This window comes from Lichenihabitans psoromatis (assembly GCF_004323635.1).
GTDB lineage: Bacteria > Pseudomonadota > Alphaproteobacteria > Rhizobiales > Beijerinckiaceae > Lichenihabitans > Lichenihabitans psoromatis.
In genome coordinates, this window is record NZ_CP036515.1 from 191,729 (window position 1) to 215,986 (window position 24,258).

General features: G+C 62.8%; 25 protein-coding genes and 1 other annotated feature. Of the genes, 13 read left to right on the top strand and 12 right to left on the bottom strand.

The window, feature by feature from the left end; all coding sequences use genetic code 11:
* Positions 1 to 4: 4 nt before the first annotated feature.
* The 3 genes from EY713_RS00960 to EY713_RS00970 all read left to right on the top strand — a co-directional run bounded on the left by EY713_RS00960 (position 5) and on the right by EY713_RS00970 (position 2,146).
* Complete coding sequence (locus tag EY713_RS00960) at positions 5 to 1,198, top strand: GGDEF domain-containing protein (protein ID WP_165490982.1); 1,194 nt, start codon at positions 5 to 7, stop codon at positions 1,196 to 1,198.
* 230 nt (positions 1,199 to 1,428) lie between these two features.
* Positions 1,429 to 1,638: a cold-shock protein gene (locus EY713_RS00965; RefSeq protein WP_131113152.1), complete on the top strand. Its 210-nt coding sequence runs from the start codon at positions 1,429 to 1,431 to the stop codon at positions 1,636 to 1,638.
* A 268-nt stretch (positions 1,639 to 1,906) separates the two neighbouring features.
* Entirely contained in the window at positions 1,907 to 2,146 is a 240-nt protein-coding gene (locus EY713_RS00970; protein ID WP_131113153.1) for a DUF2188 domain-containing protein, read from the top strand.
* A gap of 110 nt (positions 2,147 to 2,256) precedes the next feature.
* Here the strand turns inward: EY713_RS00970 and EY713_RS00975 are convergent, their stop codons facing one another.
* Entirely contained in the window at positions 2,257 to 3,078 is an 822-nt protein-coding gene (locus EY713_RS00975; protein ID WP_210215299.1) for a phosphate/phosphite/phosphonate ABC transporter substrate-binding protein, read from the bottom strand.
* 341 nt (positions 3,079 to 3,419) lie between these two features.
* Here EY713_RS00975 and EY713_RS00980 point away from each other — a divergent pair, with 341 nt between their 5' ends.
* Entirely contained in the window at positions 3,420 to 3,995 is a 576-nt protein-coding gene (locus tag EY713_RS00980; protein ID WP_131113154.1) for a lytic transglycosylase domain-containing protein, read from the top strand.
* Between the two features lie 99 nt (positions 3,996 to 4,094).
* Complete coding sequence (locus EY713_RS00985) at positions 4,095 to 4,310, top strand: CsbD family protein (protein WP_131119101.1); 216 nt, start codon at positions 4,095 to 4,097, stop codon at positions 4,308 to 4,310.
* A 120-nt stretch (positions 4,311 to 4,430) separates the two neighbouring features.
* Here the strand turns inward: EY713_RS00985 and EY713_RS00990 are convergent, their stop codons facing one another.
* The 4 genes from EY713_RS00990 to EY713_RS01005 all read right to left on the bottom strand — a co-directional run bounded on the left by EY713_RS00990 (position 4,431) and on the right by EY713_RS01005 (position 12,069).
* On the bottom strand, positions 4,431 to 6,020 hold the full coding sequence (locus EY713_RS00990) for a peptide chain release factor 3 (RefSeq protein WP_131113155.1): 1,590 nt from the start codon (positions 6,018 to 6,020) through the stop codon (positions 4,431 to 4,433).
* Between the two features lie 70 nt (positions 6,021 to 6,090).
* Positions 6,091 to 7,560, bottom strand: coding sequence for a SulP family inorganic anion transporter (locus tag EY713_RS00995; RefSeq protein WP_131113156.1), 1,470 nt, complete (start codon positions 7,558 to 7,560; stop codon positions 6,091 to 6,093).
* A 72-nt stretch (positions 7,561 to 7,632) separates the two neighbouring features.
* Positions 7,633 to 7,688 (bottom strand) — a sequence feature (sul1 is cis-regulatory element that is thought to sense ions involved in sulfur or methionine metabolism; They are found in Alphaproteobacteria).
* Between the two features lie 54 nt (positions 7,689 to 7,742).
* On the bottom strand, positions 7,743 to 10,853 hold the full coding sequence (locus tag EY713_RS01000; RefSeq protein WP_131113157.1) for an efflux RND transporter permease subunit: 3,111 nt from the start codon (positions 10,851 to 10,853) through the stop codon (positions 7,743 to 7,745).
* A 22-nt stretch (positions 10,854 to 10,875) separates the two neighbouring features.
* Complete coding sequence (locus tag EY713_RS01005) at positions 10,876 to 12,069, bottom strand: efflux RND transporter periplasmic adaptor subunit (RefSeq protein ID WP_131113158.1); 1,194 nt, start codon at positions 12,067 to 12,069, stop codon at positions 10,876 to 10,878.
* A 219-nt stretch (positions 12,070 to 12,288) separates the two neighbouring features.
* On the opposite strand from EY713_RS01005, the gene EY713_RS01010 reads away from it, so the two are divergent.
* Positions 12,289 to 13,098 carry an SDR family NAD(P)-dependent oxidoreductase gene (locus EY713_RS01010; protein WP_131113159.1) on the top strand — a complete coding sequence of 270 codons (810 nt, stop codon included), beginning with the start codon at positions 12,289 to 12,291 and terminating at the stop codon, positions 13,096 to 13,098.
* Entirely contained in the window at positions 13,095 to 13,697 is a 603-nt protein-coding gene (locus tag EY713_RS01015) for a GNAT family N-acetyltransferase (RefSeq protein ID WP_131113160.1), read from the top strand. Before EY713_RS01010 ends, EY713_RS01015 begins: the two co-directional genes overlap by 4 nt.
* A 36-nt stretch (positions 13,698 to 13,733) precedes the next feature.
* On the opposite strand, the gene pheT is transcribed toward EY713_RS01015, so the two are convergent.
* From pheT to EY713_RS01040, 5 genes are all read right to left on the bottom strand, one after another.
* Positions 13,734 to 16,160 (bottom strand): phenylalanine--tRNA ligase subunit beta, encoded by a 2,427-nt coding sequence (gene pheT, locus EY713_RS01020; protein WP_131113161.1) that lies wholly within the window; start codon positions 16,158 to 16,160, stop codon positions 13,734 to 13,736.
* Positions 16,161 to 16,236: 76 nt separating this feature from the next.
* Positions 16,237 to 17,319, bottom strand: a complete 1,083-nt coding sequence (gene pheS / locus EY713_RS01025; RefSeq protein WP_131113162.1) for a phenylalanine--tRNA ligase subunit alpha — start codon at positions 17,317 to 17,319, stop codon at positions 16,237 to 16,239.
* A 116-nt stretch (positions 17,320 to 17,435) separates the two neighbouring features.
* Positions 17,436 to 17,807 carry a 50S ribosomal protein L20 gene (gene rplT / locus EY713_RS01030; RefSeq protein WP_131113163.1) on the bottom strand — a complete coding sequence of 124 codons (372 nt, stop codon included), beginning with the start codon at positions 17,805 to 17,807 and terminating at the stop codon, positions 17,436 to 17,438.
* A gap of 41 nt (positions 17,808 to 17,848) precedes the next feature.
* Positions 17,849 to 18,049 carry a 50S ribosomal protein L35 gene (gene rpmI / locus EY713_RS01035; protein WP_131113164.1) on the bottom strand — a complete coding sequence of 67 codons (201 nt, stop codon included), beginning with the start codon at positions 18,047 to 18,049 and terminating at the stop codon, positions 17,849 to 17,851.
* A 180-nt stretch (positions 18,050 to 18,229) separates the two neighbouring features.
* Positions 18,230 to 18,982, bottom strand: a complete 753-nt coding sequence (locus EY713_RS01040) for a C13 family peptidase (protein ID WP_245504375.1) — start codon at positions 18,980 to 18,982, stop codon at positions 18,230 to 18,232.
* 353 nt (positions 18,983 to 19,335) lie between these two features.
* Here EY713_RS01040 and EY713_RS01045 point away from each other — a divergent pair, with 353 nt between their 5' ends.
* The 5 genes from EY713_RS01045 (at position 19,336) to EY713_RS01065 (ending at position 22,057) form a co-directional block, all read left to right on the top strand.
* Positions 19,336 to 19,674 carry an AtpZ/AtpI family protein gene (locus EY713_RS01045; protein ID WP_245572843.1) on the top strand — a complete coding sequence of 113 codons (339 nt, stop codon included), beginning with the start codon at positions 19,336 to 19,338 and terminating at the stop codon, positions 19,672 to 19,674.
* A 121-nt stretch (positions 19,675 to 19,795) separates the two neighbouring features.
* On the top strand, positions 19,796 to 20,554 hold the full coding sequence (locus tag EY713_RS01050) for a F0F1 ATP synthase subunit A (RefSeq protein WP_165490983.1): 759 nt from the start codon (positions 19,796 to 19,798) through the stop codon (positions 20,552 to 20,554).
* A 53-nt stretch (positions 20,555 to 20,607) separates the two neighbouring features.
* Entirely contained in the window at positions 20,608 to 20,868 is a 261-nt protein-coding gene (locus tag EY713_RS01055; RefSeq protein WP_413771128.1) for a F0F1 ATP synthase subunit C, read from the top strand.
* Between the two features lie 133 nt (positions 20,869 to 21,001).
* Positions 21,002 to 21,559, top strand: a complete 558-nt coding sequence (locus tag EY713_RS01060; RefSeq protein WP_131113165.1) for a F0F1 ATP synthase subunit B family protein — start codon at positions 21,002 to 21,004, stop codon at positions 21,557 to 21,559.
* Positions 21,560 to 21,571: 12 nt separating this feature from the next.
* Entirely contained in the window at positions 21,572 to 22,057 is a 486-nt protein-coding gene (locus EY713_RS01065; protein ID WP_131113166.1) for a F0F1 ATP synthase subunit B family protein, read from the top strand.
* A gap of 99 nt (positions 22,058 to 22,156) precedes the next feature.
* On the opposite strand, the gene EY713_RS22620 is transcribed toward EY713_RS01065, so the two are convergent.
* Together EY713_RS22620 and EY713_RS01070 are read right to left on the bottom strand one after the other, a co-directional pair.
* Positions 22,157 to 22,330, bottom strand: coding sequence for a hypothetical protein (locus tag EY713_RS22620; RefSeq protein WP_165490984.1), 174 nt, complete (start codon positions 22,328 to 22,330; stop codon positions 22,157 to 22,159).
* 155 nt (positions 22,331 to 22,485) lie between these two features.
* On the bottom strand, positions 22,486 to 23,136 hold the full coding sequence (locus tag EY713_RS01070; protein ID WP_131113167.1) for a hypothetical protein: 651 nt from the start codon (positions 23,134 to 23,136) through the stop codon (positions 22,486 to 22,488).
* A 189-nt stretch (positions 23,137 to 23,325) separates the two neighbouring features.
* Here EY713_RS01070 and dapF point away from each other — a divergent pair, with 189 nt between their 5' ends.
* Entirely contained in the window at positions 23,326 to 24,201 is an 876-nt protein-coding gene (gene dapF / locus EY713_RS01075; protein ID WP_131113168.1) for a diaminopimelate epimerase, read from the top strand.
* The last annotated feature ends 57 nt before the right edge of the window (positions 24,202 to 24,258 follow it).

Genomic DNA, 24,258 nt, shown 5'->3' on the forward strand with positions numbered 1-24,258 from the left:
GGGCATGGGATATGTCGCATCGCTTCTGCAACGGCAGGTCGCGCCTTTCCGCGAGCGCGTTCTTCCGCCCGACATCCGTCGCGATCTCGCTCGCCTCCTCTTCAGCACCATCGCGCCGATCATCATCATGACGGTGATCTTCGCATCCGTGACGTCTCTGGTGGCAGTCCGGCTGGGCGATCCGATTCTCTGGATCTTGATGGCGGCCGGCGTGATCGCGGGTTTGGCGCGGCTCGCCGTGACGATTGCCTACCGGCGGGACAACAGCGCCGATGCGACACCGCCGACCTCGAAAGATCAGACTCAACTGGTTTGGGAACATCGCTACGCGACCGCCAGCTTCGTCTTCGCGGCAATTCTGGGTGTTACCGGCGCCCGAATCCTGTCGACGACAGACCCGGTCTGCCAGATGCTCTTCACCGGGGTGATCTTCGGATACGGATCAGGTGCGGTCTCCCGATTATCGATCCGTCCGTGGATCTGCATCCCCAGCGTGTTTCTCGGCGTCGTCCCGAGCATCGTCGCGATGTGCTGGCATGGCGGCCTGTACGACGTGGCCAATGGCCTTGTCATGGCGGCCTTCATGCTCGGAAGTCTCGAAACCGTGCGGCACATCCATCGGTCGGTGTTGGACGAGCTCTTCAATCGGCGAATTCATGCAACTCTGGCCCGGCACGATGCGCTGACGGGGTTGGCGAACCGCATTCAACTAACCGAATCGCTCAATGCCGGAATGGCGGCTGCGGCCAAAAACAACGTGCTGCTGGCGGTTCACGCGCTCGATCTCGACCGCTTTAAACAGGTCAACGATACCTATGGGCACACGGTCGGAGACGCTTTGCTGTGCGCCGCTGCTGATCGGATCGCCGCTAATTTACGAAACGGCGACCTCGTGGCGCGGATCGGTGGCGACGAATTTGTGATCGTACAGGTCGTCATCCACCACGCGACCGATGCCGAAATGCTGGCGCGCCGCGTCCTGAAAGCTTTGCGTTCGCCGTTTTTGATCACCGGCCATATGGTCCAGATCGGGACCAGCATCGGCATTGCCGTGGCGCCCCTCGATACGAGGGATCCGCTGGAGATCGTCACGCTGGCCGATCAGGCCCTCTATCGCGCCAAAACCGGCGGACGCAACACCTTCGCTTTCTATGCCGATATCGCGTCTCTGCCGACCAGCAAGAGCGCTGCGTCGTGACCGTTCGTCAGCCAGGGGACGCTGCCGTCAAACAATCGTGATCGTGGCCGGGAAAGCTTCGCTTGCCTATCTTCAGGATTCGTTTATGGTTGGCTTATCGATACTAGGCTGACGACTTGGCCCTCCGCGTCTTCGAACGCGCATGCTGACGAACTCCCTCGAAACAATCGATTGAATTTATGCTTCGCGGCATCTCGCCGTGTGGCATGTACGTACGACAAGGGTTTGTCATGAGCACTGGTACAGTTAAGTGGTTCAATGCCCAAAAGGGCTTCGGTTTCATCCAGCCGGACGACGGCAGCCAGGATGTGTTCGTACACATCAGCGCCGTCGAGCGCGCGGGCTTCAATGACCTTAAGGAAGGCCAGAAGCTCAGCTTCGAGCTCGCCGAAGACCGCAAGAGCGGCAAGAAGTCTGCTGATCGTCTTCAGGCTCTCTGAGCTTCTAGGTCGGTCATGATCGACGCCAAGCGCGTCGCGACTGGTTGATCAGAATCGTAAGTCTAAAGGGTCGGGGTTCACTCCCCGGCCCTTTTTCCGTTTGCGCGATGGTCTGTCGGCACAAACCACGATCGCCAGCCGAAAAACACGCATGAGCGAGTTTCCTAGAATGGCGATCGGGATCGCGAAGCACATATAGGCTGCAGGGTATGCGTGTGATCGCTCTTCGTCAGACGATCATGTCGCAATGTCGAGAGGGTAAGGGACCATGACCGAAATTCATTATGTGATCGTCGAGCACGATGGCGGCTGGGCCTATAAGATGGGTGACGTCTTCTCCGAAACCTTCCCGTCGCATGACCAAGCTCTCGAAGCCGCAACGGCAGCATCGCATCGCCAGGAGATCCCAGGCGAAAGCGAAGGCATTTCCTATCAGGACGCCAAGGGCACGTGGCACGAGGAACTCGCGCCCGGAAATGATCGACCGGAGGCGGACGTCGTCGACTAAGCGTTTGGGGCTCGCTTGGTCGCGGTATTGAACGTCTCGCGGGGCAGTCATCTCGCTTGATCACCGATCTAAGACACACCCGCCCTCGACCGTCTGGTCGAGTGTGACGCTTAGGCGAGGACCGGGTATCCGAGCGCCACTGCGTCGCGCTCCATGGTCACGCAAATCTCGTATGCTGATGGATCGACGCGCGCGAAGCCGGCCAGCATCAGGTCGGCACGTGCCGCCGCGAGATCGGGATCGGTCATCGCGCCCTCGATGGCGCGTCGCAATCCCTCGGCGTCCGCGGGCGACGTGCCGAGCGCTGTAATCAGCGGGAGAGAGGGAGCTTGCCCGGTCATACAAAGCACCCGTAGCCCTGCGACCAAATCGGGTTCATCGCGCTGCAGGAGTGCATAGGTCACGCAATCGATACTGGCGATGTCGGCCGAGCCACCCTGCACCGCCTCGACGGACCCTCGATGGCCACCGGTCTGCATCGTGGCTCCAAAGAATGCGCCGTTTCTCGCGTAAGGCGCCACCAGAGCCCGCAGGGTGTTGTAGCCCGATTGCGAGTCGATCGAATTATAAGCGACGCGGCGGCCCCGCAGATCGCCGATGGTCCGCGCGGGCTCGCCCTGCCGCACCACGACAAGGCTTCGGTAGAACACGCCATCGCATCCTGCCGCCGCATAGCATGGCGCGCCAAGAAGCTGGACACGCCCGGCCAGCGCGTGGGTCAATGGAAATCCGCAGGTCTGGCTCAGCAGCAGGTCTGGGTCGAGCCAATGGGCATCGAGATCCTCCGGTTCGGCCGGTCTCTCCGGCACATCGTCGAATCCCGCCGAGATCAGATGTCGCCGCAACCCACCCCAAAACGCGTGTTCGGCCCCCGCTGGCGCGCGATACATCGGCAACGACATCATTCGTCGAAACACTCGCGACGCTCCCATGGCCTACGATCCTTGTCGCGCTCTAATCGAGAGGACAGCCGACCGCAAGTGCGGCGCGCGATCCGCGTTTCTACTCCCATCAAAAACGTCGGCGACAATGACGATAGGCGAGCAACTTCAATTCCTAATAATGTATTAAAATAACTCTGCCATTATTTCGCAGCATTTTAGAACAACAAGGACCGCCCGATCGTAATTCGATCAGCATCGACCAGCACGATCTTGTGTTGAATTAAATGATGAAGAGGCCCCCGATTTTCAGATCATCAGAAATAACAAGGCGAGCATCACTCTCCCCCATGATGATCTTGGCGGCCTGATTTTTCCTGAAAGGTTAGTATATGCGTCACCTCGCCCTTGCGGGATCAATCCTGCTTGTCTGCCTCCTGGGCTTGGCATCGAGCGCCTCGGCGCGCGATCGCTATTCGGCCGTGCGGGACGCCATGCCGGTCGCCAGCGATAACCAACCCGACCTGCTGAGCAACCGGACGATCGAGCAGCAGCCTCCGCAGCGCCGATACCGCGCGCCTCTCTCGATCGCGCCGCGTGGTGCATCGATGGCCAATTACGTTATTGCGGCGGCGCGTCGTCACGGCGTTCCCGAAGCCCTCGCCTACGGGGTCGCGAGTGTCGAGAGCGGCTTCAACCCGCGAGCGCGTTCGCGGGCCGGTGCCGTCGGCCTGATGGGGATCATGCCGGCAACGGCACGAGGACTCGGCTGCAGCGGCGCCTTGACCAACCCGGCCGCTAATGCCGAATGCGGCGTGCGCTATCTCGCTTCGATCCTGAGCGATCAGGGCGGCGATTTGCACCGTACGGCGGCGCTCTACAACCAAGGCCGCTATGCTCATCGCATTTCCCGAGGCGGTTCTCGCTATGCGTCACTTGTCATGTCACGCGCCCGCCGTCTGTCTTGATCGGCATCGACGTGCTGGCACGCGGCAGCCGATTGGCGGAACCTTTTGCGGCTCGGCGCTGTTTTATGACTGTAAAACGACCACATGGGAGTTCAAATTATGGGCAGCACGTCAGACAAGGCCTCGGGTCTCGCTAACGAAGCAGTTGGCAACATCAAGCAGGGCGTCGGCAAAGTTGTCGGCTCCGACAAGATGCAGGCCGAAGGCATGGCACAGGAAGCCAAGGGCCACACTCAGAAGGCCGTTGGCGATGCCAAGGACGCCGTGAAGGACACAGCCGATAAGGTATCGGACGCGGCCCACAAGAAGCTCTGACCTCGATTATCGTCTCGACGATGGAAAGCCGGCCCTCAGGGCCGGCTTTTTTTATGTCGCCGCTGGTGCGAGAGAGATCGACCGAACAGGCAGCGGCGCGAACTTTCTCGAGCCATGGCCTCAATGCGAGGCGCGCTGATAGTCCTTGATGTCCGCAAACACGATGCCGGGCCACCGGTCCTGCTCGTATTTCAGCGTAAAGGCGGAAGAGGCCAGAAACACCGGCGCGCCGTCGAGATCCGTGGCGGTCGAAGACGGGTACGCATCCATGAACCGATCGAGTTCGGCCGCGTCGTCTGCGGTCACCCAGCGGCAAATCTCGAACCGGCTCTGCTCGAACGAGACCGGCAATCCGTATTCGGCCTGCAACCGCTCAGCCAGCACGTCGAGCTGAAGCGCTCCGACCACGCCCACCATCGCGCCAGAGCCGTCATGCGGCACAAACGTCTGCACGACGCCTTCCTCGGCCATCTGCTGAAGCGCTTCGCGTAATTTCTTGGCCTTCATGGCATCGGTCAGCTTCACGCGGCGCAGGATTTCGGGCGCGAAACTCGGCACGCCGCGGAACACCAGATCCTCACCCTCGGTCAGCGTGTCGCCGATTCTCAACGTGCCGTGGTTCGGAATGCCGACCACATCGCCCGGATAGGCCTCCTCGGCCAAGGCGCGTTCCTGCGCGAAGAAAAATTGCGGAGCATTCAGCGCCATCGGCTTGCCGGTCCGCACCAGCTTGGCTTTCATGCCACGCGTCAGCTTACCGGACGAGACCCGCATGAACGCGATGCGATCGCGGTGGTTCGGATCCATATTGGCCTGGATCTTAAACACGAAGCCGCTCATCTTTTTCTCATGCGCGTCGACGAACCGGCTTTCGGCCTGCAGCCCTTTGGGCGGCGGCGCGAAATCGCCGAGCGCCGCGATCAGATCCGCAACCCCGAAGGTGCGGAGCGCGCTGCCGAAGAACACGGGCGTCAGATGCCCCTCGAGATAAGCCGCGGCGTCGAAGGGGCGGCATGCCTCATGGGCGATCTCGAGCTCATCGATCGCCGCATCCGCCTCGAACTCCGACAGCAAGGCCCGGATCTGCGGATCGCGCGGGCCCGACACCGGGATCGTCGGAGCGGTGACGTCGGCATCGAGCTTGCGGATGACGTTACGAGTGAGATCGTAAGTGCCGGCGAAGGCGCGGCCTCGGCCGATCGGCCACGTGATCGGCGCCGTGTCGAGCGCCAGGACCTTTTCGATCTCGTCGAGCAGATCGAACGGATCGCGCGTTTCGCGGTCCATCTTGTTGATGAAGGTTACGATCGGAATGTCGCGCAAGCGGCAGACCTCGAACAGCTTCCGGGTTCGGGATTCGATGCCGCGCGCCGCGTCGATCACCATGACGGCCGAATCGACCGCAGACAGGGTTCGATAGGTGTCTTCGGAGAAGTCTTCATGGCCCGGCGTGTCGAGCAGATTGAAGACATGCCCGGCATGTTCAAACGTCATCACAGAGGTGACGACCGAGATGCCGCGTTGGCGTTCGATATCCATCCAATCGGATCGGGTCTGCCGCCGATTGGCCTTGGCCCTCACCTCGCCCGCGAGTTGGATCGCGCCCCCGAACAGCAACAGCTTTTCGGTCAGCGTCGTCTTGCCCGCGTCCGGGTGCGAGATGATGGCAAAGGTGCGCCGGCGCGCGACGGGATCGTCGATGGAGGTCATGGCCTGAACGTTGGAGACTGTCGCTCCGACCTAGCAGGGCCGGCCGGCGCCCGCAATGGAGCAGCCGCGATCAGGGTTGCGGTGCGACAGTCGCAGAAGCGTCGATGCGCTCGACCAGGGTCGCGCTTGCCGCGTTCAGCCCGAACACTTCCACCGCAACGCCGTGAGTGACAAAGCGTTGACGGACGCGATCGAGAGCCGCCACGGCGGTGATGTCCCAGAAATGCGCGTGCGACAGGTCGATCAGGACAGATCGGCCCGTAGCGTCCCGGATGTCGAACGCGTCGACGAAGAGATCGGCCGAGGCAAAGAACACTTGCCCGACCACCCGGTAGGTGAGCCGCTGCGCGCCATCGTCGGGCTCCTGCGTGATCCGCAGCAGGCGCGCGACCTTGAAGCTGAAGAAGACGCCACTGAGGAGCACGCCCACGGTGACGCCAAGCGCGAGATTGGACGTCGCGACCGTCACGGCCACGGTCGCGAGCATCACCGCGCTCGACATCTTCGGATGACGGACGACCGTCCGCAACGACGACCAGTCGAAGGTGTCGATCGACACCATCACCATCACGGCCACCAGGGCCGCGACCGGCACTTGCGACACCCAGGGCTTGAGCAACACCATGAGAATGAGCAGGAACGCCCCTGCGAAGAGCGTCGAGAACCGCCCGCGTCCGCCATATTTCACGTTGCTGACCGTCTGGCCGATCATGCCGCAGCCCGCTATGCCGCCGAACAGGCTGGAGGCCAGATTGGCGAGGCCGAGACCCGTGCATTCACGGTTCTTCGAGCTCGGCGTATCGGTCAGATCGTCCACCACGCTGGCGGTCATCAGGGATTCCAGCAGACCCACCATGGCGATCGCCAAGGCCGGTAAGGCTATGATCTGCAGCGTTTCAAGCGTGAGCGGCACCTGAGGCCAGGCGAAAACCGGCATGCCGTCGGGGAGATGACCGAGATCCGCGATGGTCCGTAGGGGCAGATGCAGCGCCATCGCGGCCGCCGTCAGCACGACGATGCAGATCAACGGTGAGGGGATCGCGGTCGTGAGGCGCGGCACGAGATAGATCAGCGCGAGGCCGGCCGCCAACACCGCATAGGTGAGCCACCCGCCTCCGATGATCTGTGGCATCTGGGCCGAGAAGATCAGGATCGCCAGGGCGTTGACGAAGCCGGTCCGCACCGATTTCGACACGAACCGAAGCAGCACGCCAAGCCGCAACAGACCGAACAGGACCTGCATGAGGCCGGCCAGGAGCCCGGCGGCGAGTAAATATTGCAGGCCATGGCTGTGAACCAGGGGCGCGGCCACGAGAGCGACCGAGCCGGCCGCGGCCGAGATCATGGCGGGCCTGCCGCCCGCGAAGGCGATCACGATACCGATCACGAAGGAGGCGAAAAGTCCGACCTGAGGGTCGACCCCGGCCGCGAACGAAAAAGCGATGACTTCGGGAATGAGAGCGACGGTGGCGACAGCCCCAGCCAGCATTTCGCGAACGGCATTTGTCAGCCATTGCTGGCGAACGGACGTCATGGTCATGAGGATTGATCTCGCAAGGGACAGCCGCCTGCTGTGCGATGAAGGAGCACAATCTGCGGGACGGGTCTGTTGCGTGGTCCGGCGGATTGGCGGCCGGAAGAGCCACCCGGAATTGCACCGGGTCCGATCGAATGGCGCGACCTTACGGGTTTATTGCTGCGGCGCAAGCCCCGATGCGATCGTTACTCCGCCGCGCGCGCCAACCCGTCGGGGCTGCTGGCCGGCACAATCAGATCGGCCCGGCCTCGGCCACGATTGTGATCGCGGGCCACGATCGTGTAGACCGCAGGCGTGACGAACAGCGTGAACAAGGTGCCGACGCTCATGCCGGCCGCGATCACCACGCCGATCGAGAACCGGCTCTGCGCGCCCGCTCCCGCCGCGAGGATGAGCGGGATCATCGACACGACCATGGCGGCCGTCGTCATCAGGATCGGCCGCAGCCGCACGCCAGCCGCATGTTCGATCGCGGCGCGACGCGACATGCCTTCCTCCTCCTGCATCCGGTTGGCGAATTCGACCATCAGGATGCCGTGTTTGGAGATCAGCCCGATCAGCGTCACGAGCCCGATCTGCGTGTAGATGTTGATCGAGGTGGCGCCCACCACGCCGCCGATGTTCAACGGCAACAGAGCGCCGAACAGCGACGTCGGCAAGGCGATCAGGATGATGAGCGGATCGCGGAAGCTCTCAAACTGAGCCGCAAGCACGAGATAGATCACGACGAGCGCGAACCCGAACGTCACCACCAGCGCAGACCCCTCCTGCTCATATTGCCGGCTATCGCCGCCAAAATCATAGGTATAGCCAGCCGGGAAGATCTCGGCCGCCTTTGCCTTGAGGAAATCGAGGCCCTCGCCGAGCGTGTGGCCCGGGAACGGCACGCCCGACAGGGTCGCCGAATTAAGCTGTTGGAAGCTCGTCAAGGCATTCGGTTGCACCGATTGCGACACCCGCCCAACGGCGGACAACGGGACGAGATCGCCGCCGAGCGAGCGCACCTGATAGCGGAGCAGCCAATCGGGCGTGTCGCGGAACTCGCGGGGTACTTGCGGGATGACCTCGTAGCTGCGGCCGTAGAGGTTGAAGCGGTTGACGTAATTTCCGCCCAGCAGCGTCGCGAGCGTTCCGCCGATATCCGACATGTTGATGCCGATGCGGTTGGCCTTGTCGGCGTTGATCTTGAACTCGATTTGCGGCGTGTCGAATTTCAGATCGGTATCGGTGAAGATGAAAAGACCACTGGCCTGAGCGGCTTTCTGGATCTGCTCCACCACGTCCGCGAGTTGCCGATAGTCACCCGTCGTCCGCACGACGAATTGCAGCGGTGGCCCACCGGTCGAACCAGGCAGGGGCGGCGGCGAGAAAGCCAGCACCTGGGCCGAGGAGATGCCGCCGAATTTAGGCTGCAATTCGGCCAGCACTTGTTTCTGGTTGCGGGTGCGCTGCTCCCACGGCTTCATCAGCAGGCCCGAGAAAGCCGCATGCACGCCACCCGACCCGTTGATCGTGAACACATGGGCTTTTTCGGCCACCGTATTAAAGACGCCGTCGAGCGCCTGCGTCGATTTCTCGAGATAGTCGAGGTTGGCATATTGCGGGGTTTTGACCAGCGTGAAGAGGATGCCCTGGTCCTCGTCCGGCGCCAGTTCCTTCGGGGTCGTGACATAGAGCACGCCCGTCAGCACCAAAACGCCCAACAAGATCAGCATCGTCAGCGCGCGAAAATTCAGGGTTCGGTGAAGCCGCCGCTCATACCGGCGACGCAGGCCCTCGAACATGCGATCGAGAAATCGGACAAAGCCGCCCTGCCCCTGCTGCGAGGTCAGCAGTCGCGAGCACATCATCGGCGACAAGGTGAGCGCGACAACGCCCGACACCACCACGGCACCCGCGAGCGTGAAGGCAAATTCGCGGAAGAGCGCACCCGTCAACCCGGCCACGAAGCCGATGGGCGCATAGACGGCCGCGAGCGTTATGGTCATCGAGATGACCGGGCCAGCGATTTCGCGTGCGCCTTTGAGCGCCGCGTCCCGCGGCGTCATCCCGTCCTCGATATGACGATAGATGTTTTCCACCACGACGATCGCGTCATCGACCACGAGCCCGATCGCGAGCACCAGCGCCAGCAAGGTCAGGAGGTTGATCGAATAGCCGAGCGCCAGCAGAACGATCATCACGCCCACGAGCGAGAGCGGGATCGTCACAATGGGAATGAGGGTCGAGCGGAGATTTCCGAGAAATAGGAAAATCACCACGATGACGATGACGGCGGCTTCGCCCAGGGTCTTGGCAACCTCCGAGATCGAGGCACGGATGAATTCCGTCGAATCATAGGCGATCGCGGCGCTGATGCCCGGCGGCAATTCGGCCTTGAGGCTCGGGAAGGCCGCGTTGACGTTCTCGATGACGGTCAGCGGATTGGCGGTCGGGGTCGCATAGATGCCGACGAACACGGCCTTCAACCCATCGAAGACCGAGGAGGATTCGACCGACTCCGGCCCGAGTTCGATGCTCGAAATATCGCCCATCCGGGTCAAGGCATCGCCACGCGACAGCACAACCAGTTGCGAGAAAGCTTTGGCGCTGTCGAGCGAGGTCTCGGCATTGATGCTGGTCTGGGTATAGTCCCCTTTGATCTGACCGGCGGCCGAGATGAAGTTATTGGCCACAAGCGCGACCCGTACGTCGTTGGCGGTCACGCCGCGCGCCGCCATGCGATTGGGGTCGAGCCAGATCCGCATCGCGAAGGTCTGGCCGCCAAGGATCTGCGCGTTGGCGACCCCGTCGATGGTTTGCAGCTTCGGCTGAACCACGCGGGTGATGTAATCGGTGATCTGCGCCGAATCGAGCACCGGCGAATTGAACGAAATATACAGCAGGGCGAACCCCTGCCCGGTTTGCTTCACCACCACCGGATCATTGGCGTCGCGGGGCAACACACCCTTGACCTGCCCGACCTTGGACAACACGTCCGACACGGCCCTGTCCGGATTGGCGTTGAGCCGCAGGTTCAGCGTGACGGTTGAGGTATTCTGCTGGGACGACGAGACCAGCGTATCGATCCCCTCCGTGCTGGCCACGGCCTGCTCGATCGGGGTCGTGATGAACCCCTTGATCAGATCGGCATTCGCGCCGGGATAGCTCGTCGTGATCGTGATCGTGGTCGATGATAGTTCGGGATATTGCCGGATCGGGAGCTTGGTATAGGCCACGTAGCCGACCAGCAGGATCATCAGGCTGACGACGCTCGCCAGAACCGGACGCCGGATGAAGAGGTCGGTGAAAGCCATGGATCTCCCCTCCTGCGGGACGTTACTGGCGGGGGAGTGTATCGCGCGGCGTCAGGCCGCCTGTCGTCTCAATCGTCACATGGGCGTTCGGCTGCAACTTGATCTGGCCTTCGGTCACGATCGTGTCGCCGGCCTGGAGACCGTCCGTGATGGCGATCCGGTCGCCCCGCGCCTCGGCGGTCCGCACAAAACGTCGCTCGACGATCAGGTCCGCGGTCGGGTCGATCGGTGCAGACGGCGAGGTGGCGGCGGGCGGCGTCGCGGCCTGAGCCGAACCACTGTCGGCCGTAGCGGGGGCGGGCTTCACCACATAGACGCTATCGCCGTAGAGCGAGTAGGTGACGCCGGTCTTCGGAACCGTCACGACGGCGCGCGCCTTGCCGGACAGAACCGACACGTTGGCGAACATGCCCGGCAGCAACAGCTTATCCTTGTTGGCAACCTCCGCCCGAACGATCACGCTGCGCGAGTCGGTGCTGACGCGGCTGTCGATGGACTTCACTACACCCGTAAAATTGTCGGATGGGAATCCATCGACCGCGACGTCGATCGTCTGGCCGGTCGAAACGAGCGACAAGGCTTGTTCGGGGATCGGGAAATCGACGTAGATCGGATCGAGCTGCGTCAGCGTCACGATCGCGGTTCCCGGCGACAGATATTGCCCGACATCAACCTTGCGGATGCCGAGACGCCCAGCGAACGGGGCCGCGAGGGTCTTCTGAGCGATGATCGCCTTCGAACGGTCGACACTGGCGGCAGCGGTGTCGCGGGTCGCCAGGGCAGAATCGACCGTCGCCCGGCTCGTATTGCCACCAGAAATCAGTTCCTGCTGACGCGACAGCGCGAGATCTGCGTTCCGCATGGTCGCGAGACCTGCCTTGAGATCGGCTTGTTCGGTCGAGGAATCGATGTCGACCAACACGGTTCCTTTGGTGACCTCCTGCCCGGACTCGAAGCGGATCGTCTGCACGATGCCGCCGACCTGAGCCGCCAGATCGATGCCCTGGTAGGGCTTGAAGCTGCCGATCGCGGGCACGCGCCTTACCCAGCTTTCAGTCGTGGCTTGTCCCACGACGACCGAGGTCGCCGGGTGTTTCATGCCACCGATGATGGTCTTGATCATCTGCGGCTTGAAAACGAACTGGAAGAACGACAACCCGCCGATCACCCCGACCAGCAGGATCAAAACGGCCACGAAGGCTATTGCGCGCTTCACCGATCAGCATCCTTCGCGTTAGGCGGGTCGCTTAGACCCTCGCCCCGATCGACGCGTCGCCCCTTGCGAGGCCACGACGGATCACGGGGTTGTGGCCCGGCCCATGTCGCGGCATCCTGATCCCATCGACCGCGTTGTGGTTTACCGCTCCGACGCGGCAAGCGCAAACGCCACGGTCAAGATCAAGCCGCGCGGCGCCCATAAGGACAAGAGGAAACAATGGCTCAACAGGCAGACGCGTCACACACCCATCCGGTCGCCATGGTTCGCATTCCGGACCTCGCCGGCAAGGCGGTTCTGATCACCGGCGCCTCGACCGGCATCGGCGCGGCCGTTGCCCGCGCTTTCGCGCAGCAGGGCGCCAAGGTCGGCGTGCACTATAACGCCAGCGCCGACGACGCCAAACGGCTGCAGCAGGAGATCGAGACGAGCGGCGGCACCGCCGTCCTGATTCGCGGCGATGTATCGGCGGAAGGCGAGACCGAACGCGTTGTCGAGGAGGCCGCCAAGGCCCTCGGCGGCCTCGATGGGCTCGTCAATAACGCGGGCGGCATGCTGGGCCGCGTGCCGACCGCCGACATGACCGACGCGCATTATGAAAAGGTGATGAACCTCAACGCTCGGTCAGTGCTGGCCGCGACCCGTGCGGCGCACCCGTTCCTGAAACAGCGCGGCGGGTTCATCATCAATACGACCTCGATCGCGGCCCGCAACGGCGGCGGCAATGGCGCGATCCTCTACGCGGCCTCGAAGGGCTTCGTCTCGACCATCACGCGCGGTCACGCCAAGGAATTCGTCGGCGACAAGATCCGCGTCAACGCCGTCGCGCCGGGCGTCATCGCAACGCCGTTTCACGAGCGCTACACGTCGGACGAGCAGATGGAGATGCAGCGCAAGACCATCCCGATGGGCTTTGTCGGCACGTCTGAGGATTGCGTCGGGACCTATCTCTTCCTCGCCTCGGAGGCGATGTCGGGCTACATCACCGGCCAGATCATCGAGGTCAACGGCGGACAACTGATGCCATGAGCGATCCAATCCTATCGGATGGCTTCACCGACGTTCCACACGGCAAGATCGTCTGTGTGGTCACCAATCTCGAAATGTGGGCACGGCCGGACATGACCGTGCTGCCGGCGCCGCCCGGCGTTCGGCTGCGGCACGTCGCAGATCCGGACCCCGATTGGTATCGCGTGCTGTTCCGGCGTGTCGGCGAGAACTGGCTCTGGCACGATCGTCTCGAATGCGACGACGTTGGCTTGGCTCAGATCATCGCCGACCCCGCCGTCGCGGTCTATGCGGTCGAGATCGAGGGTGTCGATCAGGGACTTCTCGAACTCGATTTCCGCGAGGCGGACACCTGCGAGATCGCCTATTTCGGGATCGCCGCTCCACTCTCAGGCCAAGGCATCGGGCGTTGGTTGATGTCGGAGGCCATCGATCGCGCGTGGTCGAAGCCGATCCGGCGGTTTTGGGTTCACACCTGCACATTGGATGATCCAAGCGCCGTGCGCTTCTACATGCGAAACGGTTTCGTGCCGTTTCGCATGCAGATCGAGATGACGGACGATCCGCGGCTCAAGGGCATCCTGTCGCCGGATGCAGCGCCGTTCGTGCCGCGAGTCTGAAAGACGCCGACCGTCGATGAGGCGGTCGGGCTTGGATCAGCGTCGCAGGGACGCTCCGGTTTTTTTCAGCACGTCCGCTTCGATCTTGAGGCTGATAGCCTCGAGATCCTGCTCCGTCATGGTGCGGTCGCGCGGCTGAAGCGTGACCGCGATCGCCACCGATTTCCGACCCTCCGGCACACCTGCGCCGCGGTAGACGTCGAACACGGAGGCATCCACGATCGAGGCACGGTCGGCGCCTTGCACGGCCTTCAGGATGTCGGAAGCCGCGACGGCCTCACCGGCCAGGAACGCGAAATCTCGCTCGACCGGCATCAGGTCGGGCAGATCGAGCTTGCCGCGCGCCTTGGTGGGTTTGGCTTTCGGCGGCGGCAAGGCGTCGAGCACGATCTCAAACACCGCAACGGGCCCCGCGCATCCCATCGCCTCGAGAACGGCGGGATGCAGTTCGCCAAACGATCCAATGACAGTTTTGGGACCGAGTTGCAGCGTTCCCGAACGGCCCGGATGGAGCCAGGCGGGGCCGCCGGGCACGACCTGGATGCTGGCCGCCGGGATGGCCAGGCTCGCCAGCAGCGCCAAAGCGTCGGCCTTGGCGTCGTAGACATCGACCGGCGTGTTGGCAGCGGCCCAATGGCGGCCCGCGCCGCCAATCTTCGCGGTACCGCGACGGACCGCAGCGGCTGCGAACCGCTGGTCCGTCTCACCATCGCTCAGGAAGATCTGACCGACCTCGAACAGGGCAACATCCCCGATGCCGCGATCGGCGTTTCGCTGCGCTGCCGCGATCAATCCCGGCAGCAGGCTCGGGCGCATGTCGGAGAGGTCCGCCGCGATCGGATTGGCCAGCGCCAGGGCGGCCGAGCCGCCGCCGAAGAACGTCGCGCGTTGCTTCGACACAAACGACCACGTGACGGCCTCGAGCAGCCCGCACGAGGCGAGCGTCCGCTTGGCCAGCCGCGTCCGGCGCTGCAGAAGCGTCAGCACGGGCTTCGGAACGCCGTCAACCAGCCGAGGCAATGGCACGGGGACGACGTGATCGAGCCCCGCCAGACGAAGCACCTCCTCGACGAGATCGGCCTCGCCGGCCACATCGGGACGCCAGGTCGGGACCCGCACGCTCGCGGTCGTCTCGCTGGTCTGCTCGACCGCAAAGCCGAGCCGTTCGAGGCTGTCGCGCATCGTGGCTTGCGGCAGATCGAGCCCGGTGAGGCGCTTGACCTCCGACCAGGGGAAATCGATCCGCAAGTCCGGGTCAGGCACGCGGCCGACCAAGACGAGATCGGATGGCATGCCGCCGCAGAGCTGCATCACGAGCGTCGTGGCCCATTCGGCGCCTGAGACGCAGAAGGCCGGATCCACCCCGCGTTCGAAGCGGTAGCGCGCATCCGTGTTGATGCCGAGCTTACGGCCGGTCTGCGCGATATTGCCCGCGTCCCACAAGGCACTTTCGATCAGAACGTCGGTGGTGTGCTCGTCGCAGCCGCTAGCCTCGCCGCCCATGATGCCGGCAATCGATTCCGGACCGCGATCGTCGGCGATCACGACCATCGTGGCATCGAGCGCATGGGTCTTGCCATCAAGCCCGACGATCGTCTCGCCCGCTTCGGCGCGACGCACCCGCAGGGTGCCCTGCACCTTGTTGGCATCGAAGACGTGGAGCGGGCGGCCACGATCGAAGGTGATGTAGTTGGTGACATCGACAAGAGCGCTGATCGGCCGAAGCCCGATCGCGCGCAACCGGCGCTGCATCCACTCCGGCGACGGGCCGTTCTTGACGCCGCGGACGAGGCGCAGCGCAAAGGCCGGCGCGAGATGTGCGTCGCCGTCCGAAAGATCGAGCGACACGGTGGCGGGGCACGGAAACGCCCCCTCGACGGGCGCAACAGGCACGGTCGTCATCGTGCCGAGGCCGGCGGCCGCGAGATCCCGCGCGATGCCGTGGATGCTCGCCGCATCGGGGCGGTTCGGGGTCAGGTTGATGTCGATCACCGGATCGTCGAGCTTCGCCCAGGTCGCATAAGGCTGACCGACAGACGCATCGGCGGGCAGATCGAGGATGCCGTCGTGATCATCCGAGAGGCCGAGTTCGGAGCCCGAACACAACATGCCGTTCGACTCGACTCCCCGGATCACACCCGAGCCGAGCGTGATGCCCTTGCCCGGAATGAAGGTGCCGGGCGGCGAGAAGACCGAAAGCATTCCGGTGCGCGCGTTCGGCGCGCCGCAGACGACCTGCACCGGCGTCCCCGACCCCGTATCGACCGAACAGACCCGCAGCCGATCGGCATTCGGATGCTGGACGGCTTCGATGACGCGGGCGATCACGAAGCCGCTGAGCTGCGCGCTTGGATCGTCGACCCCTTCGACCTCAAGCCCGATCTGCGTCAGCTTATCGACGATCGTGTCGAGCGAAGCCGTCGTGTCGAGATGGTCCTTGAGCCAGGACAACGTGAATTTCATGAGACTGACTTCAGCAAGACGGGACGGATGAGGCGGGTCGGCATGAGGTTGGGCAGACGCTGGCCCTGCTCTCCCCTCACCCGCTGAGCCCGCCAGCGAGCGACGGTACGTCGAGCGGCCGAAACCCATAGTGGCGAAGCCAGCGCACATCGCCGTCGAAGAACGGGCGTAGGTCCGTCATGCCGTATTTCAGCATCGCGATCCGGTCGATGCCCATGCCCCAGGCAAAGCCCTGATACTCGTCCGGGTCGATGCCGCAATGGCGGAGCACATTGGGGTGGACCATGCCGCAGCCGAGGATTTCCAGCCAGTCTTCACCCTGGCCGAAGCGAATCTCTCCGCCCTGCCGCGAGCATTGGATGTCGACCTCCATCGAGGGCTCGGTGAACGGGAAGAACGACGGACGAAACCGCATTTTCACAGTATCGACCTCGAAGAACGCCTTGCAAAACTCCTGCAGGATCCACTTGAGGTTGGCGAGGTTGGCGGTCTTGTCGATCACCAGCCCCTCCACCTGATGGAACATCGGCGTATGGGTCTGATCGGAATCGTTACGGTAGGTTCGGCCTGGGCAGATGATGCGGAATGGCGGCTTGCCGCCCATCATGGTCCGGATCTGCACCGGGCTCGTATGGGTCCGCAGCAACTTCCGGTCGCCGTTTGCATCCGGCGAGAAGAAGAATGTGTCGTGCATTTCACGCGCCGGATGGCCGGGCGGGAAGTTCAGCGCGGTGAAATTGAAGAAGTCGGTCTCGACGTCGGGGCCTTCGGCCACCGAAAAGCCCATGTCGGCGAAGATCGCGGTCAGTTCATCCGTCACCTGCGTGATGGGATGGATGCGGCCGGTGTTCACCGCGGCATCGCGCACCGGCAAGGTCACATCGACCCGCTCAGCCGACAGGCGCGCCGTCAAGGCGGCTTCGGCCAGCACGGCCTTCCGCGACGCAAGAGCCTCCGTGACGCGGTCCTTCACGGCATTGATGGCCGCGCCCTGCGTTTTCCGCTCGTCCGGCGACATCTTTCCGAGCGTCGCCAGCAGCGCCGAAACGCGACCCTTCTTGCCGAGAGCCGAGACCCGGACGGCATCGAGAGCCGCTTCGCTCGACGCGGCGGCGACCTCGGCCAGCACCTGACCCTCGAGTTCGATCACGTTGGACATCGGAACGCCGTTTCTGGACAAAAACCAAAACGCGGCCTCGAATGGGCCGCGCTTATCTTGCATCGGTCAGAACCGAAGGCCGGACCGGCCTCGGGCCGCCCCGACCAAACGTCTGCTTAGTTCACGGCCGCGACCGGAAGCGCGCTCTTGGCCTTCTCGAAAATGGCCTTGAAGGCTTCGGGTTCGTGGATCGCGAGATCGGAGAGGACCTTGCGATCAATCTCGATACCGGCGCGAGCCAGACCGTCGATGAAGCGGCTGTAGGGCATGCCCAATTCGCGGACAGCCGCGTTGATGCGCTGGATCCACAAGGCGCGGAACGTGCGCTTCTTGTTCTTCCGGTCGCGATACGCATATTGCATCGACTTTTCGACCGCCTGCTTGGCGATCCGGATGGTATTCTTACGACGGCCATAGAAGCCTTTGGCGGCCTCGAAAACCTTCTTATGCTTGGCGTGAGACGTTACGCCACGTTTAACACGTGCCATGGAAATTATCCTCGATCAAAAGCGGATTGGGTCGGCTGCGATCAGCCGTTCGGCAGAAAATACTTGATGATATTGTCACCATCGCTCTTGAAGAGCACGTTGGTGCCGCGATGATTGCGGATCTGCTTGTTGGTCCGTTTGATCATGCCATGGCGCTTACCGGCCTGCGTATAAACGACCTTGCCGGTTCCGGTGATTTTGAAGCGCTTTTTTGCGCCTGACTTCGTCTTCAGCTTGGGCATTTGCTCTCTCCACATAGGACGCGAGCCTCACCACCGGATGGTAGCGGGACGCGAGTATCGTTCGTTTTTGGACGAGCGAAGGAACCGCCACGGCAGCCCTGATGAGCCGGACGGTTCGAAGGGACGTGTTTATAGCCGCAACACCGCTTTTGGCAACACTCTTTCGCGGGGCTTGGGCGACTATGGTGCGGCGAGCGCGCTGAGCACGTTGGCGCCCCCGGCCATCTGCGGGTTCGACGGATCGAAGCCATCCTTCACTTCGCGGGCTCGCACGAGTTCGGCCGCATGGGCGAACACGCGGTCGAGCGGCTCCCGGCCCGCCAAGGATTGGCGCAGCGCCTGATTGAAGAAGGCATCGCCGAAATAGGTCCATCGTGCACCGGCCTGGCACCCGAAGGAGGGATGATCGGCATCGGCCGCGGTGATCACCACCATATCCGGATCGGCCAAGGACGTGTAAACGCCCGCAAAACACGCCGACACGATCAGGACCTTGCGGCGGATCTTGCTCGCGGCGAGCAGCCGCCCGAGCGCGGCCGGCGGCAGAATACCTTCCTGGTCGCCCCCCTTCTCGGCGATGCCCTGTGGCGAACCATGCGAGGTCAGAACTACGAAGAGGACATCGCGCGCTGGATCGAGGCCGCGTTCGGCGCTCCGAATGGCGCGCGCCATGCCGACCGGACCCGCGGCAAAACCCGTTCGGGTGTTGGAGCGGATCTCGACCGGGCCGCCGTGGCCATAGCGCGCCGCCAGCACGTGCGCGGCGCCCTTGGCTTCGGAGAGAAACACGCCTTGTTGGCTCCAGAGCGCCAGCGCGACCACACCTGCCTTGAGGCTCGGCGCCGCGAGGGCGCCGCTGACCGGATCGATCGACAGAGCGACAAGCAGACCGAGCACAGGCTTGCGGACGCGAGCGAACAGCCAAAACAGCATCGACGATCTCCATGGACGCGTGAACCTTAGGACCACATGCGCGACGCAGCCAATCGGAATCCACGAGATCACCGCCGCTCAAAATCTGGCCAAATTCGGAACAGCCTGTGCAGTTTTCGCCACAGATCCACGGACAGAAGTCGATTACTGAATTTATTCAAAGGTTTACGACCATACTGGCTTTCTTGACATGCCTATTGTCCGTCCATATGTTGCCGCCCGAAGCGGAGGAGTGTCGACGATCGCGACGCTCTGACGCCTGATAAGACAATGCTGCTGAATGCCGTCCGACTGCACCTTGGGGTTGGATGTCGACTTCGGCGAAAACACGGGCGTGGTTGGGAGGACATCCGGTGGCTGAACCCGACGATCATCGGGGCTTGCATGACGATGACGCCATGCGGACCCGTCTGTCGGAGTTGTCGCGGGATTTGTCGCGCAACGCGCCGAAGAAGCCAGACCTCTCATCCGGGTCGGGTCCCTCGGCGAACGGCATGGGACAGGCCATCAGCCTCGGCGTCCGGGTGACCTCGGAATTTGCTGCGGCGGTTGTGGTCGGGGCCGTCATCGGGTGGCAGATCGATCGATGGGTCGGTTCATCGCCTGCGGCACTGATCGCGTTTGTCGCGATTGGCACAGCGGCCGGGTTCTGGAACGTTTATCGCGTGGCGACGAAGACGGGCGGCAAGTAGCCGCTTCGAAGTTGGGTTAAGGCGGGTTGAGGCCCGTTTGTAGACGTGAGTGGGCGCGAGCCCACGGACTTTTTGCAGGTCGGGCAACGGTAACGATGCATCGACGTTTGGGAGTTTCGGCGTGCCGGAAAATGCGATCGATCCGATCCATCAGTTCAATATCGAGCGGCTGTTCACGCTGCATCCGTTCGGCATCGATGCGTCCTTCACGAATGCGTCGCTCTTGATGGTGATCATCCTCGGCCTCGTCACCATTCTGATGATCGTCGGAACGTCGCGTCGGTCGATGGTGCCGGGCCGGCTCCAGGCCGCAGCCGAGATGTCCTATGAATTCGTGGCCGACACGGTGCGTGGCACGGCAGGCGAAGAGGGCATGCGGTTCTTCCCCTTCGTGTTCAGCCTGTTCATGTTCGTGCTGTTCGCCAACATCCTCGGTCTGCTGCCGTTCAGCTATACGGTGACGAGCCAAATCGTCGTGACCTTCGCGCTCGCCGCGCTCGTCATGACGGTCGTGATCGCCTACGGCATCTTCAAACACGGCACGCATTTTCTGAATCTCTTCGCCCCTTCGGGCGTCTCGATCTTCATTCTTCCGTTCATCATCCTGATCGAGGTGATCTCCTTCGTGGCGCGGCCAATCTCGCTGTCGGTTCGTCTCTTCGCCAACATGCTGGCGGGTCACATCACCCTAAAGGTCTTCGGTGGCTTCGTGGTCCTGCTGCTGGGTGCCGGCGGCGCAGCGGCGCTGATCGCGCCTTTGCCCATGCTCGCCATCATCGTGCTTACGGCGTTTGAACTTCTGGTCGCGGTATTGCAGGCCTACGTTTTCGCCATCCTCACTTGCGTCTACCTGAACGACGCAATCCATCCGGGCCACTGATAAAGATCCTAACAACAAACGTTGCCCGATCTACCATCCGAACGGAGTTTCAAATGGATCCCACAACCGCCAGAGAACTTGCTGCCAGCTACATGGACGCCGCCAAATTCATCGGCGCAGGTCTTGCAGCGATCGGCATGGGCGCCGCTGCTATCGGCGTCGGTACGATTTTCGGCAGCTTCCTGACAGGCGCGCTGCGTAACCCCTCGGCCGCCGACGCTCAGTTCGGTCGGGCCTTCATCGGCGCAGCGCTGGCCGAAGGTCTCGGCATCTTCGCGTTCTTGGTGGCGATCCTGCTGCTGTTCGTGAAGTAACACCGACGCTTCGGGCCGACGCTCCTTATGGGGTGTCGGCCCCTTTCGCGTTATCGGATCGTGCGTCGTGGCACCCTGTTGCCAAGCACGCGATGTCGCACTCCTCCGACCACCGGATCATCGAAGGACCTCCATGGCCGCCCCCGTCTCCTCAGAGTCTCTGCCCGCCGGCATCGTGAACAATCCCGACGCAGGGCATCAGGTCGGGGTTTTTCCGCCATTCGATGCACATAATTTCGTCCCGCAGATCATCTGGCTCGTGATCATCTTCGGCGCCCTCTACTGGTTGATGTCCCGCATCGCTCTGCCGCGCGTCGAGAATATTTTGGAAGCCCGCCGGGGCCGGATCGAGGGCGACCTCTCCGACGCGCGATCCATGCAGGATCAGGCTCACGCAGCCGGCGTCTCCTACGACAAGACCCTTGCGGATGCCAAAGGCCGCGCGCAGGCGATGGCTCAGCAAACCCATGACGCGCTCCATGCCGAATCCGAGGCAAAGCGTCATGCGCTGGAGACGGCTCTGAATGCAAAGCTCGCGACGGCCGACGCTCAGATCAACGAGACCAAGACGCGCGCGATGAGCAATGTCGAAACGATCGCGCGGGACACGGCATCCGCCATCGTCCAGCATCTGACCGGGACGGCTCCGAGCGCCGAGGCCGTGGCTGCTGCCGCCGCCAAGCCGAACTGAGGCAGGATCACCATGCATTTCGACGCTGAATTTTACGTCGCCATCGGCTTTATCGTTTTCGTGCTCGGCCTGGGTTATCTCGGCGTGCATAAACAGCTCAGCGCCGCTCTGGACGGACGTGCCGATAAGATCCGGGCTGAACTAGCTGAAGCCAAACGTCTCCGCGACGAGGCCGATGCGGTGTTGCAAAGCTTTAAGCGGAAGGCCGAACAGGCCGGGGTCGAAGCGGCCGCGATCGTTGCCCAGGCGCGTGACGAAGCGGCCATGTTGGCGACCGAAACCGAAGCGCGTCTTGTCGACTTCGTGGCACGACGCACGAAACAGGCCGAGGCCAAGATCGCCATGGCGGAAAGTCAAGCCGCGGCCGACGTTCGCGCGGCAGCGGCTGAAGCTGCGGTTGCGATCGCGGGGCGGGTTTTTAAGGCCGATCCTCAAGGAACCGGGGCAGCTCATTTGGTCGATGCTGAAATCGGCCGGCTGCGCGCCAAGCTCAACTGATCGACGAGCCAGCGGGATCTGACGCTGGGCCTGGGGCCTCATACCGCATAAAAAAAGCCGGCCAATTGGCCGGCTTTTGCATCTCAGAAGGCAAAACCGTTACGGCTGCAAAAGCGGCGCTGCGTGATAGGCCGTCACCGCCGCCTGAAGCAGAATGACCGAGCCAAGGAGAGCCAGAAGAGCGCGTCCGGCGTTTGCGACGCGATCGGTCGCATTCTGGGATGCCGCAATCGCGATCGCGCGAGCGGGACGGCGGTGATTGGTGTGGTCCATTCGTCTACCCTCTCGAAGCGCACAATCGCGATGTCAAAGCGTAGACCTTGATATGGTTCCGGCGCAAGCGAACAGAAGTGACATTCTGACGCCTTGAAGCGGATGCGGTCAACGCCGTTAACGGGGTCCTGTTCCGGCGGGTTGACGCGAGCGCGTCACCGCATGTGCCGCCGACTTTTCTTGGCGATCGGTGCGGCGCCAGCGCCTTTTTCGTCGAAGCCGACCACGACCGTGTAGTCTTCCTGTGCTTGCGCCGAGACGAACTGAACCGCGATCGGGTCCGACACAAGAGAAAAGTCTCCCTGACTCTGGCCGCCCGGTACCGTCACCGGAATGCGATAGAACTTCGAAAGAATGACCTGTTGGGTCTTTTCGTTACGGATCGCGATGCGGATCGGCGCCGTGAACGAACCAGCCGTTCCGGCCGGGCCGATCAACACACGCCCCTCGAGCCCGACTTTCAGCACGAGATTGCTGCCGACGTGGGAGCATTCGCGAACGACGTCGCCAAGCGAATATTGATATTTGACCGACGCATTGGATTGGTCAGCGCCCGCATAGGTTCGGAGCGATGCCGTGCCGTCCAGTACCTCGACGTTCGGACATTCGAGCTTTTCCTCGATTGCGGCCGGCTTCGCCGGTCCCACGTTCAAGTTATTGAACGCAATCAGGTTGCCCAGCATCGTGCCGTTATCGGAGGTCTTCGGCTCGAAGCCGCTCGTCCCGCCGCACCCGCTCAGAACGATCGGGATGATCGTGCAAAAACCGATCCTGGCAATCCGCCCGGCAGCACCACTAACCGTCATCCTACGCTCCCGATTCCGACATCCTTGGGGGTCCGGCCAATCAGAAATCAGCCCGCCGCCAAAGGCTCAGCTTACGCCTCGCATCAGGCCCTTATACCAGCTTTGCGCCGCGTCACCAGACGAGGCCGTCGCGCTTGGTTGATTCTTGGCCCTGGCGAGCGACAGGCAAATCGCCTATATGGCCCGATCATGACATCAGCCGCTGCAGCGATCGACGCGCCTTTGCGCTTCGCGAAGATGAACGGAATCGGCAACTCGATCCTGGTCGTCGACACACGCGGCCATGCAGCGCTCGACGAGGCGACGGCGCGATTCCTCGGCGCTCGACCGGGGCTCGGTTTCGACCAATTGATGGCGATCGGGGATGGGCGCGGCGCGGGCCGCCCGCCCTTCGTCGATATCTTCAACCAAGATGGGTCAAAGGCGGGCGCTTGCGGCAATGGCACGCGTTGCGTCGCATGGTTCCTGCTCGAGGGGAGCGCCGACCAGTCAGTGACGGTTGAAACGGTTGCGGGCGAGTTGGTCTGCAGGCGCCAGCCGGACGGCCTTTTCACGGTCGACATGGGGGTCCCGCATGTCGGATGGCATGACATTCCGCTGCGTGACGCGATTGAGGACACGACATCCTTCGCCCTGGAGCCGACCTCGGCCTGGATCGAGGCGCTCGGACCGGTGTCGGCTGTAAGCATGGGCAACCCCCATGCAGTGTTCTGGATCGCCCCCGATGCTCCGCAGCCTCCGCTCGCGACGCTCGGCCCTGCCCTCGAACATCATCCCATGTTTCCGGACCGGGCCAATATCTCCTTCGCCCGTGTGATGTCACCCACCTTGATCCACCTCGATGTGTGGGAACGCGGTGCCGGCTTGACCAAGGCATGCGGCTCGGCGGCTTGTGCGACACTGGTTGCGGCGGTGCGTAACCATCGTGTCTTGCGGCGCGCCGATGTGGTGCTGCCGGGCGGAACACTGACGATCGAGTGGCGTGACACCGACCAGCACGTCTTGATGACAGGGGCGGTCGAGCTCGAACATCGGGGTCTGGTCGACCGGAATGCGACGGCTTGACGGCGATCGATGGCGACGCGCGCTCTCGCGCCTCTGTCGAGGTGGTGACGTTCGGTT